This is a genomic window from Rhodocista pekingensis, assembly GCF_042665545.1.
GTDB lineage: Bacteria > Pseudomonadota > Alphaproteobacteria > Azospirillales > Azospirillaceae > Rhodocista > Rhodocista pekingensis.
The window spans coordinates 128,139-143,687 of the sequence record NZ_JBHTCM010000005.1; the positions used below are offsets into that span (position 1 = coordinate 128,139).

Sequence of the window (15,549 nt, forward strand, 5' to 3'; positions counted from 1 at the left end):
GATGACGAAATGGCGCACGGGCCTATATTGGAGTATGCGCCAATTCAAGGTTGTCGATTCTTGTCGAGTGTTTCGATTTCCCGGATGTAGTTTGCATTTTAACTAATTATTAAGCATTTAAATGGCCCGATCCGGCCGCTGACAGGCAACAAAAAGCCGGCGGAATCGCTCCCGCCGGCTCTTGCCCGCCCCTTGCCCGCATTGCGGACAATTCGCATTATGAACGTCCGCACTGCGGACGCTCGCTCGATTCTATTCGTTGCGCAGCAGCGGGGCGGCCGGCTGGCCCAGCGCCCGCCAGGTGCCGATGAAGCCCAGCCCCAGGGTGATCCCGGTGCAGAGCAGCGCCGTCGTCGCCACGGCCGAGGGCAGCAGCACGAACTCCAGCTCCATCACCTGCGTCAGCACGGCCCAGGCGACGATGCTGCCCAGCAGCGACGCCACCGCCGCCGTGATCAGCCCCAGCAGCCCGTATTCCAGCAGGAAGGCCCGCAGCACGGTGCCGCGGGTGGCGCCCAGCACCTTCAGCACGACGGCGTCGTAGACCCGGCGGCGGTGCCCCGCGGCGATGGCCCCGGCCAGCACCAGCGTGCCGGCCAGCAGCGTCACCGCCGCCGTCACCCGCACGGCCATCCCGATGTTGGTCAGGATGCTTCCCACCGTCTCCAGCGCGTCGCGCACGCGCACGGCGGTGATGTTGCTGTACCGCTCCGTCACCGCCCGCTGCACGGCCAGTTCGGCGTCGGGCTCCGCCCGCACGGTGGCGAGCCAGGTGTGCGGCGCCGCCTCCAGCACGCCGGGGGAGAAGACGAGGGTGAAGTTGATCCCCATGCTGCGGAAATCCAGGTCGCGCACGGCCGCCACCTCGGCCTCGATGTCGCGGCCCAGGATGTTGACGGCGATGCGGTCGCCCGGGCCGATCCCGAAGGCGTCGGCGATGTCCTTGTAGATCACCAGCTTCGCCGGACCCCGGTAATCCGCCGGCCACCAGCTACCGGACAGCACCTTGTCGTCCGCCGGCGCCTCCGCCCGGTAGGTGACGCCGCGGTCGCCGTTCAGCACCCAGGCGTGTTCGCGGTTCACCACCGCCTCTTCCGCCGGGCGGCCGTTGACCGTACTGATGCGGCCGCGGAGCTGCGGCACCCGGTTCAGGTCCGCCGTGCCCGGCACCGCCAGCACGGTGCGGGAGAAATCGTCGAGCTGATCGGGCTGGATGTCCACGAAGAAGAAGGCGGGGGCGCCCTCCGGCATCGTCTCCAGCACGGCGCGGCGGAAGTTGCCCTCGATCAGGGCGATGGCGACCAGCACCGTCAGCCCCAGCCCCAACGACAGCACCACGGCCCCGGTCGGGTTGCCGGGCCGGTGGATGTTCGCCAGCGCCAGCCGCAGCACCGGCCGCCGCGGCCGGCCCAGCCGCGCGGCGACGCGCGTCACCAGCCAGCCGGCGGCCCAGAAGGCGCCCAGCGTGGCGGCGCTGCCGGCGACGAAGGCGGCGGCGAACAGCTTGGCGTCGGCCGTGCCCACGGCCAGCCCGGCCAGCCCCGCCACCGTGGCCAGCAGCAGGGCCAGCACCAGGGGCCGCGGCCGGCCGCCGCCCGGCGCCACCGCGTCGCGGAACAGCGCCGCCGCCGGCACCTCCCGCGCCCGGCCGAGCGGCCAGAGCGAGAACGCCAGCGCCGTCAGCAGGCCGAAGCCGGCGGCCACGGCCAGCGCCTCGGGATAGACCCCGATGCGGGCGGTGACCGGCAGCAGCCCGGCCAGCGCGCGGCCGGCCAGGACCGGCGCCACCGCCCCCAGCAGCAGGCCCAGCACCGTGCCCAGCAGGGCCAGGGCCAGGATCTGCGCCAGATACGCCTCGAAGATCAGGCCGCCGCGCGCGCCCAGGCATTTCAGCGTGGCGATGGTGGCGGTCTTGCTCTCCAGATAGCTGCGCACGGCGTTGCCGACGCCGACCCCGCCGACCAGCAGCGCCGTCAGCCCGACCAGGGTCAGGAACAGGGTCAACCGGTCGATGAAGCGGGCAAGCTGCGGGGCGGCGTCGGTGAAGTCGCGGATGCGCCAGCCGGCAGCGGGGAAGGCGTCGTCCACCGCCGTGCGGAACGCCGCCGGATCGCTGCCGGCGGGCAGGCGCAGCAGATAGCTCCAGGTGATCAGGCTGCCGGGCTGCACCAGATCCGTCGCCGCCAGGGCGCCGTCGGCCACCAGCAGCCGCGGCCCCAGGGAGAAACTGCCCGATCCGGCGCGGTCCGGCTCGCGCGCGATCAGGCCGCGCACCTCCAGCACCGCCTCGCCCACCGCCACCCGGTCGCCGGGGGCGAGGTCCAGCCGGGCGGCCAGCGTGTCCTCGATCAGCGCGCCCCAGGTGCCGCCGCGCTCGGCCAGCGCCGCCTGCACGTCCGTGCGGTCCTGCACCAGGGCGCCGTCAGCGATCTCGAACGTGCCGTAGAGCGGATAGGCCGGTCCCACCGACTTCAGCTCCACCAGGGCGGAGCGGCCGGCATCCTGCGGGTCGCGGGCCATGGCCCGCATCTCCGCGCTGGTCAGCAGGGTGCCGCGCTCCGCCAGCCAGGCGCGCTGGTCCGGCGTCGCCTCGCGGTAGAGCAGGCGCAGCGCCACGTCGCCGCCCAGGATGGCGCGGCCGTCGCTGCGCAGCGCGTCCAGGATGCCGCCGGAGACCGACTGCACCGTGGCGATGGCGCCCACCCCCAGCGTCAGGCAGGCCAGGAAGATGCGGAACCCGGTCAGCCCGCCGCGCAGTTCGCGCCGGGCGATGGTGAGGGCCAGCCGCGCCTGGGTCCAGAACCCGGGAGCGGCGGCGTCGGGGCGCGCCACGGCGCCGTCGGTCAGCGCGGTCATGGCCGGGTCACGCCGCCGGGACGGTGCGCGCCGTCCGTTCCTGCCCGCTTCCGTCCTTGCCGCGGGTATCGGTGCGGGCATCGTTGCGGCTGTCGCCGTGGGTATCGGTGCGGCTGTCGCCGCGGGCATCGTTGCGGCTGTCGCCGCGGCCGTCGCTGACGATCAGCCCGTCCACCAGCCGCACCACCCGGTCGCACTGCCGGGCCAGACCGGGATCGTGGGTGATCAGCAGGATCGTCGTGCCCTTGCGCGCCGCCAGCCCGAACATCAGCTCGATGACATGGCGGCCGGTCTCCCCGTCCAGGTTGCCGGTCGGCTCGTCCGCCAGCAGCAGGGCGGGCTCCGGCGCGAAGGCGCGGGCCAGCGCCACGCGCTGCTGCTCGCCGCCGGAAAGCTGGCCGGGATAGTGGCCCAGCCGGTGCCCCAGCCCGACCGACTCCAGGGTCGTCCGGGCGCGCTCGAAGGCGTCGGGCAGGCCGGCGAATTCCAGGGGAATCGCCACGTTCTCCAACGCCGTCATGGTCGGGATGAGGTGGAACGCCTGGAAGACGATCCCCACATGGTCGCGGCGAAAGCGCGCGAGGGCATCCTCGTCCAGGCGCGTCAGTTCGTGCCCGTTGACCCGCACGCTGCCGCCCGTGGGCGGCTGCAACCCGCCCAGGATCATCATCATGGACGATTTGCCCGAGCCCGAAGGCCCCACCACGCCGACCCGTTCGCCGGCCGCGACGTCCAGATCTATGCCCTTGAGTATGTTGACGGTTCCTGCGGCACTGTCCAGCTTAAGGCGGACCTCCCGGAGAAGGACGACGGGTTCTTCGGCGGACGGCAGGGTATCGCCCATGTCTCTCTCTCGCAGCGCGGAAACAGACAGCCGATATGGCTTCGGACGCCGGCTTTTCAACGCAATACTCCTCAGGGCAAAGCTCCCCAGGGCAACGCTCATCCGGGGCGGCCTCGCCGCGCTGGCCGTCTGGCTGCTGACGGCCGGCCCGCCCGCCACGGCGGCCCCGGCCTCCGCCCCCGCGACCATCGTCGTGCTGGGCGACAGCCTGTCCGCCGGCTACGGCCTGCCGCGGGAGGCGGCCTTCACCAGCCAGCTCGAAGCGGCGCTGACGGCGCGGGGCTTCGACGTGCGGGTGCCGGCCACCGGCGTCTCCGGCGAGACGACGGCCGGCGGGCTGTCACGGCTGGACTGGATCCTGGCCGACCGGCCGGCCCTGGTGCTGGTGGCGCTGGGCGGCAATGACGGGCTGCGCGGCATCGACCCGGCCGCCACCCGCGCCAACCTGGACGCCATCCTGACCAAGCTGGCCGACCGCGGCGTGCCCGCCGTGCTGGCCGGGATGCTGGCCCCGCGCAACCTGGGCCGCCCCTATGCCGAGGCGTTCGACGCCCTGTTCCCCGACCTTGCCCGCAGGCACGGCGTGCCCTTCTACCCCTTCTTCCTGGAGGGGGTGGCGATGCAGCCGGAGCTGAACCTGGAGGACGGCATGCACCCCAATGCCGAGGGCGTGGCGATCATGGTGGCGGGCATCCTGCCGACCGTGACCGCGGCCCTGGAGCGCGCCGGGGTGGCGCCGGACGGCGGGGGCGGCGGTCCCGCTCCCGCCGCGGCTCCGGACGGGGGGACGGCACCATGAGCGTCACCGATCTGGCGGGCAGCACCGATACCGGATTCGCCTCCGCCCTGGCCGTCGGGGCGGACTGGTCCGACGCGGCGAAGAACTGCCTTGCCGCCCTGCCGTCGGCGCCGGGCGCCAACCTGGGCTTCGTCTATGTCACCGACGCGCTGGCCGACCAGCTCTCCAGCATCGTCACCCTGTTCCGCGGCGTCACCGGCGTGGACCAGTGGGTGGGCTCGGTGGGCATGGGCATCGTCGGCCGCGGGGCGGAGGTGTTCGACCGTCCCGCCATCGCGGTGCTGCTGACCACCCTGCCGGTGGACGCCTTCCGCCTGTTCCCGGCCGTGAGCGACGGCACGGCCCCGCTGGAGGAGGCGGCCGGGACCTGGCTCGCCACCCGGCAGCCGCTCCTGGGGCTGGTCCATGCCGATCCGCGCACGCCGCGGCTGCCCGAGCTGATCACCGCCGTGGCACGGCGGGCCGGCGGCTTCCTGGTCGGCGGGCTCTGCGCCTCGCGCGGGGAGCAGGCGGTGCTGGCCGGGCGGGTGGCGCAGGGGGGCCTGTCGGGGGTGCTGTTCTCCGACCGGGTGGCGCTCGCCACCGGCCTGACCCAGGGGTGCAGCCCGATCGGCCCGACCCGCACCGTCACCGATGCCGAGGCCAGCATCATCAAGGAGATCGACGGCCGCCCGGCGCTGGAGGCGCTGCGCCACGACGTGGGCGAACTGCTGGCGAACGACCTGGAGCGGGTGGCCGGCTATGTCTTCGCCGGGCTGCCCATCGCCGGGTCGGACACGGGCGACTATCTGGTGCGCAACCTGCTGGGCATCGACCCGCAGCGCGGCTGGATCGCCGTGGGCGAGCCCGTGGCGCGGGGCCGGCCGCTGCTGTTCTGCCGCCGCGACCGCGCCGCCGCGGAGGCCGACCTGAAGCGCATGCTGGGCCAGATGAAGCGCCGGCTGGGCGGCGGCACGCCGAAGGGCGGCGTCTACATCTCCTGCATCGCCCGCGGCCCCGGCCTGTTCGGCGACCCCGACCACGAACTGCGCGCCATCGCCGAGCATCTGGGCGACTTCCCGCTGGCCGGCTTCTACGCCGGCGGCGAGATCAGCCACGACCGCCTCTACAGCTACACCGGGGTGCTGACGTTGTTCCTGTGAGGGATCAGTCCGGGGGACGTGTCCGGTCCTGCCGGATCAGGGCAGCGATGGTGCCTGCCGGATCATCCGCCTGCTGCATCATGGTGAGGAGGCGCTGTATCTCCGGCAGCAGGTCGGGCCGCAGGTTGCGGAACGGCCCATCGGGGTCCTTCGAGATCACGAGCGGCGGCAGGGTGCCAGTCTGGCAGGAACTGTTGTCGAACACCTTCAACTCGTCGAGCAGGGGGATGAACTGCATCAGGTGCAGCATCGACCGCGACCAACGCTGCCGCACCTTCTCCGGCGGGACGTCGTGCTGGCCCTGCTGCACCCGCTGGCGGACGCGGGCGATGGCAAGGTCGGGGCTCTCCAGGGTCACATAGATCAGGTGGATGGAGAAACCGGCTGCGCGTGCCCGCTCCACCGGCGCCAGGTACTTGTCCGAGGCCAGGACCGTCTCGATCAGCGCCGGGCGACGGCTTCCGATATGATCCTCCAGCCGGCGCAGGCTTACGTCGGCCGCCGCCAGATTGGCGCCTGTCAGGGAGAAGTCCGCGTAGAGGCCCCGGAGGTCGACCGTCGTTGCGTCCGGATTGATCCAGGTGGCTGACAGATCAATCAGGGGTTCTCCGGCAGTTCTGCTCCGGAAGTAATGCCGGGTCAGCGTTGTCTTGCCAGCGCCGTTGCAGCCCGCGACGATCCAGAACTGGGGTTCGGCGCCGCCGACCATGCCGCCGCGTCAGGGCGTGTCGCTGCCGTGGACCTCGATCCCCTGGGCATCGAGATCGGCGATCGCCGCATCCCGGGCCCGGGCGAACAGGCGCTGGAACGCGAGGTCACGGTCGGTCGGCGCGGCGGCGGTTGCGATCCTTGGAAATCCGCCTCCGGCCTTCAAGGAGGGTGTCCTGACCCTCACCTTGCCAGTCATCGGAAAGTCGATGGCGGATATTGCTGTCGTGCTGCATGTCAACGCGACAGTGGTCTGTTTCCGGGAACCCATGCCACGCTCTCTTGTATCCGTCCCGCCAGTTGGACAGGGGAATGCCAAATCCATGAAGCGGTCTTGGAATTATGGGCGGAATCCGCCATTAACTCAAGGGCGCTCCTTCTTCGGGGACGCGCCCTTCCGATGCTGTCCTTCCGAATAGAAGCCCCATAGAAGCCCCCATGGAATACCGCCGTCTCGGCCGCACCGACCTGACCGTGTCCGCCGTCTGCCTGGGCACCATGACCTGGGGCGTGCAGAACACCCGCGAGGAGGCCTTCGCCCAGATGGATCTGGCGCTGGACCGCGGCGTCACCTTCTGGGACACGGCGGAGATGTATCCCGTCCCGCCCGGGGCGGAGACCTATGGCGCCACCGAGAGCATCATCGGCGACTGGTTCGCCAGCCGCGGCGGGCGCGACCGCATCGTGCTGGCGACCAAGGCCATCGGCCGGGCGCCGGGCGGCTTCGGCTGGGTCCGCGGCGGCACCGCCCGGCTGGACCGGGCCAATCTGGTGCAGGCGGTGGAGGACAGCCTGCGCCGGCTGCGCACCGACCATATCGACCTCTACCAGCTTCACTGGCCGGACCGCCCGGCCGACCGCTTCGGCCGCCGCGCCGCCGCCCATGCCGCCGGCACCCCCGACGCACCGCCCGAGACGCCCATCGAGGAGACGCTGGAGGCCCTGGCCGGGCTGGTGACCGCCGGCAAGATCCGGCATGTCGGCGTCTCCAACGAGACGCCCTGGGGCGTGATGACCTTCCTGGCCGCGGCCGAATGGACGGGGTTCCCCCGCATCGTCAGCATCCAGAACCCCTACAACCTGCTGAACCGCACCTTCGAGGACGGACTGTCCGAGATCGCCGGGCGGGAGCAGGTCGGGCTGCTGGCCTATTCGCCGATGGCGGCCGGCACGCTCTCGGGCAAGTATCTGGGCGACAACGGCTGTGGCGGGGCGCCGCCGCCGGGGTCGCGCCGCGCCATCGACCCGCGCCGCTCCCGCTACGACAACCCGCGCGGCATCGCGGCGACGGCCGCCTATGTCAACATCGCCCGCCGGCACGGGCTGGACCCGGCGCAGATGGCGCTCGCCTTCGTCCACCGCCAGCCCTTCGTCACCGCCACCATCGTCGGCGCCACCTCCATCGACCAGTTGACGACGGACCTGGACGCCTTCGGGATGGATCTCCCGGTGGCGGTGTCGGAGGAGATCGGGCGGGTCCACGCCGCCAACCCGAACCCCTGTCCCTGACGCCGGTCCCCACCCCTGAACGGGAGGCGCCGATGATCCGCCTGTTCGTCGGGCTGCCGCTGCCGGAGCCCAGCCGCGACCGCCTCTCCCGCCTGGGTCCGGGCTTTCCCGGCGCGCGCCGGGTGCCGCCGGAGAACTTCCACCTCACCCTGCGCTTCATCGGCGAGGTGGACGAGGGCACGGCGCAGGACATCGACGCCGCGCTGGACCTTGTCACCGCGCCGCCCTTTCCGCTGATGCTGGAGGGGCTGGGCCAGTTCGGCCGCGGCGGCCGGCCGCGCGCGCTGTGGGCCGGGGTGGCGCGCAGCGAGGCGCTGGCGCATCTGCGCGACAAGGTGGAATCCGCCGTCGTCCGCGCCGGCCAGCCGGCGGAGGAGCGCAAGTTCATGCCGCACGTCACCCTGGCCCGCCTGACCGCCGAGGCGCCCGCCCACAAGGTCGGCCGCTTCATCGCCGAGAACGGCCTGTTCCGCGAGGGGCCGCTGACGGTGGACCGCTTCGTCCTGTTCGAGAGCGTGCTGGGCAAGGGCGGCAGCATCTACCACGAGCTGCGCAGCTACCCCCTGGGCGGCTGGCGGCCCGATGATGATGACGATGACGATGAGCACGACGACGCGGCGGACGCGGGCGGGTGAGGGAACGGGCTGCTGAAGAAGTTCCTGGCGGCCGGGCGTCAGGGGCGCTCCGCCGCGACGCGCCAGGAGCCGCCCTCCCCGCCGGAGGCCGAGAGTGCCACCACCTCGCCCCGGATCGCGGCGGTCCGCCGGGCCGTCTCGGTGAAGGACTGGGCGCTGCCGGCATGCTCCAGGAAGAGCTGGCGCAGGGCGCGGTCCTCCGTCGGCGGTATCCGGGTGCGGGCGCGTTCCCAGCGGGCGACCGACTGGGCGTCCTTGCCCAGCAGCGCGGCCAGCCCCTCCTGCGTCAGGTCCATCAGGCCACGCAGAAAGCGCACCTCCTGACCCGTCAGGTGGCGGCGGTGGCGGACGACCGCCTCGGCGATGGCCCGATCCAGGGCCGAGGCGTGCTCCACCCTCACCGCCGGGCCATAGGCGGTCTCCTCCCGGACGAAGCCGCCCTCCAGCCAGACATAGTCGAGCCCGCATTCGACGTAGTGGTGACGGGTCCCGGTTTCAGCTTCCGTCAGCGTCGTCATCATCCTGTCCTTTTGCCCGCGTGCCGCCGGCGGTGCCCCGCGGCCGGCGCGCGATCCTGTCCCAGCCATAGCCGGTGATGACCAGCACGTTCCGTCCGGGGATCAGCACACCGGCGACCTCATGCCGTTCGCCCTCGCGCAGGCGCCGCATGGTGAACTTCCAGCCATCCGGCTCGCGGATATCCGGTGATGGTCCTTCCCGGACGACGCCATGCAGCAGACATTGCCGGATCTGCTCCCGGGTCAGCGGGAACTTCCCGGCGCCGGGCTCCCGGTCCCGCGCATGGCGGAGCAGGAGCAGCCGGTCTGCCTCCGCCAGGAAGCGTATCTGGGCGCGCGCCCGCTCCGGTGTCATGGAGCCCATCATGATGATAGGTTGAAGGGGTGGGGGAAGCAAGCGGCAGACCCGTCATCGTGATGGGGCGCCTGCGAGCGCGTTGGCAATTGTACGCGAGAAAGCAACAAGACTGAACGCCCTATGAGTGCATCGTTTTCCTTTCCGCCGGCAGGGCGCAATGACGGCTGGGCGGCGGGGAGCGGGCGCGCTACCTATAGGGACCCTGCCGAATCTACAGGGACCCTGCCGACTGGGACCCGTTGCCTGGAGCCTGCGCCATGACCCCCGAGACCCGATCCGCCCGTGCCGACCGCATCTTCGTCGCCCTGGACACGCCCGAGGTGGCGGCGGCGCGGCAGTTGGCCGGACGGCTGGCCGGCACGGTCGGCGGGCTGAAGCTGGGGCTGGAGTTCTTCGTCGCCTGCGGGCCGGACGGCATCCGGGCCGTGACCGAGGGCACCGGCCTGCCGCTGTTCCTGGACCTGAAGTTCCATGACATCCCGAACACGGTGGCGGGGGCCGTGCGCTCCGCCGTACCGCTGCGCCCCGCCTTCCTGACCGTGCATGCCTCCGGCGGCCGCGCCATGCTGCGCGCCGCGGCGGACGCCGCCGCCGAGGAGGCGGAACGGCTGGGCGTGCCGCGGCCGAAGCTGCTGGCCGTCACCGTGCTGACCAGCCTGGGGGCCGACGACCTGGCCGCCGTCGGGCAGGCCGGCCCGGTGGAGGACCAGGTGGCGCGGCTGGCCGAGCTGACCGCCGAGGCCGGCATCGACGGCGCCGTCTGCTCCCCCGCCGAGGTGGCGCCGCTGCGCCGCCGGCTCGACCCCGGCTTCACCCTGATGGTGCCCGGCATCCGCCCGGCCTGGGCCGCGGCGGGCGACCAGAAGCGGGTGATGACCCCGGCCGAGGCGGTGGCCGCGGGCGCCGACCATCTGGTGATCGGCCGGCCCATCACGGCCGCCGCGGACCCCGCCGAGGCGGCGCGGCGCATCGGGACGGAGCTGGGCTGATGCCGGTCCAGGTCAAGATCTGCGGCATCAACCGGCCCGACGCCCTGGCCGCCGCCGTGGCCGGCGGTGCGCGCTATGTCGGGCTGGTCTTCTATGAACGCTCGCCCCGCCATGTCGCGCCGGAGCTGGCGGCCGAGCTGGCCCGGCAGGTGCCGACCGGGGTGCGGGTGGTGGGCCTGTTCGTGGACCCCGACGAGCTGATGCTGGAACGGGTGCTGGGCAGCGTGCCGCTGGACCTGATCCAGCTCCATGGCGAGGAGACGCCGGAGCGGGTGGCGGAAGTGCGCGCCGCCTACGGGATCGAGGTGATGAAGGCGGTGAAGGTGGCCGAGGCGGCCGACCTGGACCGCGCCGCCGCCTATGACGGCGCCTGCGACCGCCTGCTGTTCGATGCCAAGGCGCCGAAGGGCGTGGCGGCGCTGCCGGGCGGCAACGGGCTGAGCTTCGACTGGACGCTGCTGGCCGGCCGCACCTGGGCCCGGCCCTGGATGCTGTCCGGCGGCCTGAACGCCGGCAATCTGGCCGACGCCGTGCGCGCCACCGGCGCCACGGCGGTGGACGTCTCCTCCGGCGTGGAGGACCGGCCCGGCCACAAGGACCCCGCCCTGGTGGCCGGCTTCCTGGCCTGCGCCGCCGCGCTGTGAGGGGTGTGCCGTGAGGGGGCGCCGTGATGGGCAGCCCGCTTCGGCAGTCACGGCAGCGAAGGGCGCGGCAGCGAAGGGCACGGTAGCGAAGGGGGGCAGACCCCGGAACGGAAACGGCCGCGGGGGTGATCCCGCGGCCGTATTGCCTGAAGCACCGATTGGGCCTGAAGCACCCGGAGGGGCCGGCCCTCAGGTCGGGCTGGACTGGTTGGGATTTTCCGCCGGTGGCGCCGGCACCGGCGCCACCGGCGGCGTATTGTTCTGCTGCGTGGTCTGCTGCTGCGCGACCTGCGTCGGGTTCTGCCCGGTCAGCACGGCGTTGAGCTGGGCGGCGTTGCCCGGATTGGCCTGGGCCAGCGCCGTGGAACTGGCGGCCTGATTGACCGTCTGCGTCACGCTCTGGGCGGCCTGCGGCGCCACCGCGGCGACCGCCTGGGAGGAGACGGCGGCGACGGCGTTCGCCAGCGTCTGCACCGCCGCGGCCGGCGACGACTGGTAGACCACGGGATTGGTGACGATCTGGGCCACGCTGGTCGCCACCGTGGCGACCGCCTGCGGCGCGGCCTGCTGCGCCGAGGGCTGGGTGGTGATGCGCGCGGCGGTGGTGGCGACCTGGAGCGCCTGCGCCGGCGCGGCCTGCTGCACGGTGGGGCTGTTGATCGCCTGCACCGCGGCGGCGGTCACCTGCACGGCGGCGGCCGGGTTCGTGGCGACGATGGCCTCCGCCGCCGCCACGGCCTGCGCGGCGACGTTGGCCGTCAGCGTCGGGTTCCGGGTGGCGGTGGCGACCTGCACCGCCGCGGCCGCGACCTGCGCCACGGCGGCGGGGGCCACCCTCTGCACCGCCGGCGCCACGAAGATGCGGGCGGCCGCGGTGATGACCGATTCCGTCTGCTGCGGCGAGGACTGCTGCACCGACTGGCTGCGCACCGTCTCCACCGCCGCGGCGGCGACCTGGATGGCCGCCTGCGGGTTGGTGGCGACCAGCTGCTCCGCCGCGTTGATGGTGGAGGCCGCCAGGGTGGCGGCCCGCTGCGGATCGCCGCTGGACAGGGCGGCGATGGCCTGCTGCACCTGCTGCGCGTTGCCGCTCAGCACGGCGGCGCGCAGGGCCGGCGGCAGCGTGGTGAGCGCCTGCGCGGTCTGCTGCGCGGCGGCCTGGGGCGCCAGGGCCACCAGCGGCAGGGCCGGCAGCAGGGCGCCGGCGAAGAGAAGGACAAGGAAACGGTGCCTGGCCATGCTGGAGCCCCTAATGGAAGGAAGGCGACAACGCCCGCAGACCGCTGCGCGTCCGCTTTCTATTGAGGTATCTCTGCAACCATAGACCAGTTTCCCATCCGCAGGGAAGGCCAAAGGGCTCAGCGACTCCGGAATCTCTCCAGAAGGGTGCGCGCCGCCGCCCCCGGCGTGGCCCGGCCGGCCGCGACCTCCGCCTCCAGCGTCCGCAGGGCGGCGGTGACGGCGGGCTCCGCCAGGAAGGCGGCCAGCAGGCTCTCGCGGATCTCGCTCCACATCCAGGCGCGGGCCTGCTCCGCCCGGCGCCTTCCGAGCGCGCCCGACGGGTCCAGCGCCGCGCGGTAGGCCCCCACCGTGCCCCACACCTCCGGAATGCCGGCGCCGGTGGCGGCGGAGCAGCTCAGCACCGGCACCCGCCAGTGCGGGCTGGCCGGGCGCAGCATGGCGAGCGCGTGCCGGTACTCGGCCACGGCGCGGCGGGCGGCGGCCACCAGATCGCCGTCGGCCTTGTTGACGACGATCAGGTCGGCCAGCTCGACGATGCCCTTCTTGATGCCCTGCAACTCGTCGCCGCCGGCCGGCGGCAGCAGCAGCAGGAACAGGTCCACCATGTCGGCCACCGCCGTTTCCGACTGGCCCACCCCGACCGTCTCCACGATCACCACGTCGAAGCCCGCCGCCTCCACCAGCAGCAGGGCCTCGCGGGTGCGGCGGGCGACGCCGCCCAGGGTGGTGCCGGCGGGCGAGGGCCGGATGAAGGCGTCCGGGTGGCGCGACAGCTCCTCCATCCGGGTCTTGTCGCCCAGGATGGAGCCGCCGGTGCGCTGGCTGGTCGGGTCGATGGCCAGCACGGCGACCTTGTGCCCCCGGCCGATGACGTGCAGGCCGAACGCCTCGATGAAGGTGCTCTTGCCGACGCCGGGCACGCCGGTGATGCCGATGCGGGTGGAGCGGCCGGTGTCGGGCAGCAGCTCCGCCAGCAGCGCTTCCGCGGCGGCGCGGTGGTCGGGGCGGGTGCTCTCCACCAGGGTGATGGCGCGGGCGAGGGCGCGGCGCTCGCCGGCCCGGATGCGGGGGGCGAGGTCGGCGGCGACGGCGGGCTGGGACATGATCGGGGGCGCGCGGGACGGGAAGGCCCGGGGCGGGATGCCGCCGGGCGGACCGGGCGACCTTACCGCCCCGCCGCCCGCCCCGCCACCCCCGGGGGAGGTCCGGGGGAGCGGTGCGACGGCGCTGGCGGCCCCCGGCGCTACTGGCCCCGGGCGCCCCCGGCGCTAAAGACCCAGGATCTGCTTGGCGATGATCTCCCGCTGCACCTCGGCGGAGCCGCCGAAGATGGTGGTGGCGCGGGCGTTCAGGTAGGCGGCCGCGGCCGGGGCGGCCCAGTCGGGGCCCACCGGCGCCTCGTTGGTGTCGCCGCGCGGCGTGCCCCAGGGCAGGGCGTAGAGGCCCGCGGCCTCCACCGTCAGCTCGGTGACGAGCTGGCGGACCTCGCCGCGCTTGACCATGACCGGGCTGGCCCCGTTGCCGATGCGGCCGGTCCGCTCGGCCTCCGCCGCCAGCCGGGCCTCCATGGCCTCCAGCGTCAGGGCCTCAAGCTCCGCCTGCACCAGCCTGGCATGGAAGGCGGGGTCGTCCGTCAGCCGGCCGCCGCCCGCCTCCTCCGCCGCCGCCAGCCGGCGCAGCCGCTGCACCGCCCGGCGGAAGCGCACGCCGGCCAGCCCGCCGCCGCGCTCATGCTCCAGCAGGTACTTGGCGACGGTCCAGCCCTGGTTCTCCTCGCCCACGCGGTTGGCGACGGGCACCCGCACCTCGTCCAGGAAGACCTGGTTGACCTCGTGGTCGCCGCCGATCAGCAGGATCGGCCGGACGGAGACGCCGGGCGAGCGCATGTCGATCAGCAGGAAGCTGATGCCCTCCTGCGGCTTGCCCTGGTCGCTGGTGCGCACCAGCGCGAACATCCAGTCCGCGACATGGGCGCTGCTGGTCCAGATCTTGGTGCCGGTGACGACATAATCGTCGCCGTCGCGCACGGCGCGGGTCTTCAGGCTGGCAAGGTCGGAGCCGGCGCCCGGCTCCGAATAGCCCTGGCACCACTGGTCCTCCGCCGCCAGGATGCGGGGCAGGAAACGCTGCTGCTGGTCGGGACGGCCGAACTTGATGAGCACCGGCCCGATCATGCGCGGCCCGAAGGGCGACACGGGCGGGGTGTCGGCGTTGGCGCATTCCGTCTCGAAGATGTAGTGCTGCGCCGGGGTCCAGTCGGTGCCGCCGAACGCCGCCGGCCAGTGCGGCGCCCCCCAGCCGCGGCGGTTCAGGATGCGCTGCCACTCCCGCCCGATCTCCGGGTCCGGCACGACGGCCGAGCTGCGGCGGTAGGCGGCGACGAGCGCCGGCGGCAGCTCGGTGCGCAGGAACTCCCGCACCTCCTGCCGGAATGCCTCCGGATCGACCGCGTGATCGAGCGGCATGGGTCCTCCTCCCGGTTGGTTCTGCTGTCGTTCTGCGCGACGCAGCCGGCAGGATGCGGCCGCCCCGCCGGCCCGTCCAGGGCGGGGGCGGGCGGGGTCCGCGCAGCGGGCAGAGGGTGAGGGGAAGTCAGGAGGCAGCGGTTCAGGCGGCGGCCCAGGCGGCGACCAGGGCGCGGGCCTCGGCGGCCGGGTCGGCGGCGCGCATCGGTCCGCCCATGACGGCCAGCCCGGCCGCCCCGGCGGCGCGGCAGTCCCCGGCGCAGCCGGCATCCACCCCGCCCAGCGCCAGCACCGGAACGCCCAGGGCCGCCGCGTCGCGCAGGGGCCCGAAGCCCAGGGCGGGGCCGTAGCCGGGTTTGCTGGCGGTCAGCCGGACCGGCCCCAGCGTGACATAGTCCGCCCCCGCCGCCGCGGCGCGGGCCACGCCGGCCCGGTCATGGCAGGAGACGCCGACCAGCGCCGCCGGCCCCAGGGCCGCGCGGGCCGTCGCAACGTCCGCATCGGCATGGGGGCCGTCCGGCAGGTGCAGCCCGTCGCAGAGGCGGGCGGCGTCCAGGTCGGCATGGACGGTCAGCACCGCCCCGTGGCGGCGGGCGACGGGCAGCAGGGCGGCCAGCAGATCGCGCCGGGCGGCCGGGTCCAGGTCCTTCTCCCGCAGGCTGGCCCAGCGCAGCCCGCCGGCGAAGGCGGCGTCCAGCAGGGCAGGCAGCGGCAGCCGCGCCTGGGCGCGGTCGGTGATCAGCAGCAGCGGCGGGGAAGGGAGGGGGCGGCCCGGCAAGGAGCGGCCTGGCGGCGGGGGCCCGGCACGGGGCCGCATGGCCCGGGAACGCATGGCCGGTC

At 73.5% G+C, this 15,549-nt stretch carries 16 protein-coding genes; 6 read left to right on the top strand and 10 right to left on the bottom strand.

Going from position 1 to position 15,549, the window contains the following annotated elements; all coding sequences use genetic code 11:
* Window positions 1–252: 252 nt before the first annotated feature.
* Together ACFQPS_RS04640 and ACFQPS_RS04645 are read right to left on the bottom strand one after the other, a co-directional pair.
* A complete protein-coding gene (locus ACFQPS_RS04640) occupies window positions 253–2,856 on the bottom strand; it encodes an ABC transporter permease (RefSeq protein WP_377356844.1) in 2,604 nt (867 codons plus the stop codon).
* A gap of 7 nt (window positions 2,857–2,863) precedes the next feature.
* Window positions 2,864–3,700 carry an ABC transporter ATP-binding protein gene (locus ACFQPS_RS04645; protein WP_377356845.1) on the bottom strand — a complete coding sequence of 279 codons (837 nt, stop codon included), beginning with the start codon at window positions 3,698–3,700 and terminating at the stop codon, window positions 2,864–2,866.
* On the opposite strand from ACFQPS_RS04645, the gene ACFQPS_RS04650 reads away from it, so the two are divergent.
* Together ACFQPS_RS04650 and ACFQPS_RS04655 are read left to right on the top strand one after the other, a co-directional pair.
* Window positions 3,699–4,499, top strand: a complete 801-nt coding sequence (locus ACFQPS_RS04650) for an arylesterase (RefSeq protein WP_377356846.1) — start codon at window positions 3,699–3,701, stop codon at window positions 4,497–4,499. The genes ACFQPS_RS04645 and ACFQPS_RS04650 overlap by 2 nt on opposite strands.
* Window positions 4,496–5,641, top strand: a complete 1,146-nt coding sequence (locus tag ACFQPS_RS04655) for an FIST signal transduction protein (protein ID WP_377356848.1) — start codon at window positions 4,496–4,498, stop codon at window positions 5,639–5,641. Before ACFQPS_RS04650 ends, ACFQPS_RS04655 begins: the two co-directional genes overlap by 4 nt.
* A gap of 4 nt (window positions 5,642–5,645) precedes the next feature.
* Here the strand turns inward: ACFQPS_RS04655 and ACFQPS_RS04660 are convergent, their stop codons facing one another.
* Window positions 5,646–6,350, bottom strand: a complete 705-nt coding sequence (locus ACFQPS_RS04660) for a zeta toxin family protein (RefSeq protein ID WP_377356849.1) — start codon at window positions 6,348–6,350, stop codon at window positions 5,646–5,648.
* A gap of 9 nt (window positions 6,351–6,359) precedes the next feature.
* The gene (locus ACFQPS_RS04665; protein ID WP_377356851.1) at window positions 6,360–6,515 is read right to left on the bottom strand and encodes a hypothetical protein; all 156 of its coding nucleotides are present in this window, start codon (window positions 6,513–6,515) and stop codon (window positions 6,360–6,362) included.
* A 272-nt stretch (window positions 6,516–6,787) separates the two neighbouring features.
* Here ACFQPS_RS04665 and ACFQPS_RS04670 point away from each other — a divergent pair, with 272 nt between their 5' ends.
* Both ACFQPS_RS04670 and thpR read left to right on the top strand, forming a co-directional pair.
* Window positions 6,788–7,858 (top strand): aldo/keto reductase, encoded by a 1,071-nt coding sequence (locus tag ACFQPS_RS04670; protein ID WP_377356852.1) that lies wholly within the window; start codon window positions 6,788–6,790, stop codon window positions 7,856–7,858.
* 32 nt (window positions 7,859–7,890) lie between these two features.
* Window positions 7,891–8,493: an RNA 2',3'-cyclic phosphodiesterase gene (thpR, locus tag ACFQPS_RS04675; protein ID WP_377356854.1), complete on the top strand. Its 603-nt coding sequence runs from the start codon at window positions 7,891–7,893 to the stop codon at window positions 8,491–8,493.
* Window positions 8,494–8,531: 38 nt separating this feature from the next.
* Here the strand turns inward: thpR and ACFQPS_RS04680 are convergent, their stop codons facing one another.
* Complete coding sequence (locus ACFQPS_RS04680) at window positions 8,532–9,011, bottom strand: helix-turn-helix domain-containing protein (protein ID WP_377356856.1); 480 nt, start codon at window positions 9,009–9,011, stop codon at window positions 8,532–8,534.
* A complete protein-coding gene (locus tag ACFQPS_RS04685) occupies window positions 8,989–9,366 on the bottom strand; it encodes a hypothetical protein (protein ID WP_377356858.1) in 378 nt (125 codons plus the stop codon). Before ACFQPS_RS04685 ends, ACFQPS_RS04680 begins: the two co-directional genes overlap by 23 nt.
* Before the next feature lie 260 nt (window positions 9,367–9,626).
* On the opposite strand from ACFQPS_RS04685, the gene pyrF reads away from it, so the two are divergent.
* Complete coding sequence (gene pyrF, locus ACFQPS_RS04690; RefSeq protein ID WP_377356859.1) at window positions 9,627–10,358, top strand: orotidine-5'-phosphate decarboxylase; 732 nt, start codon at window positions 9,627–9,629, stop codon at window positions 10,356–10,358.
* Window positions 10,358–11,002, top strand: coding sequence for a phosphoribosylanthranilate isomerase (locus ACFQPS_RS04695; RefSeq protein WP_377356861.1), 645 nt, complete (start codon window positions 10,358–10,360; stop codon window positions 11,000–11,002). Before pyrF ends, ACFQPS_RS04695 begins: the two co-directional genes overlap by 1 nt.
* Before the next feature lie 189 nt (window positions 11,003–11,191).
* Here the strand turns inward: ACFQPS_RS04695 and ACFQPS_RS04700 are convergent, their stop codons facing one another.
* The 4 genes from ACFQPS_RS04700 to ACFQPS_RS04715 form a co-directional block, all read right to left on the bottom strand.
* A complete protein-coding gene (locus tag ACFQPS_RS04700; RefSeq protein ID WP_377356863.1) occupies window positions 11,192–12,241 on the bottom strand; it encodes a hypothetical protein in 1,050 nt (349 codons plus the stop codon).
* 119 nt (window positions 12,242–12,360) lie between these two features.
* Window positions 12,361–13,347 carry a methylmalonyl Co-A mutase-associated GTPase MeaB gene (gene meaB / locus ACFQPS_RS04705; RefSeq protein WP_377356864.1) on the bottom strand — a complete coding sequence of 329 codons (987 nt, stop codon included), beginning with the start codon at window positions 13,345–13,347 and terminating at the stop codon, window positions 12,361–12,363.
* Window positions 13,348–13,512: 165 nt separating this feature from the next.
* Window positions 13,513–14,709, bottom strand: coding sequence for an acyl-CoA dehydrogenase family protein (locus tag ACFQPS_RS04710; protein WP_377356865.1), 1,197 nt, complete (start codon window positions 14,707–14,709; stop codon window positions 13,513–13,515).
* Between the two features lie 142 nt (window positions 14,710–14,851).
* Window positions 14,852–15,487 carry a thiamine phosphate synthase gene (locus ACFQPS_RS04715; RefSeq protein ID WP_377356866.1) on the bottom strand — a complete coding sequence of 212 codons (636 nt, stop codon included), beginning with the start codon at window positions 15,485–15,487 and terminating at the stop codon, window positions 14,852–14,854.
* Between the last annotated feature and the right edge of the window lie 62 nt (window positions 15,488–15,549).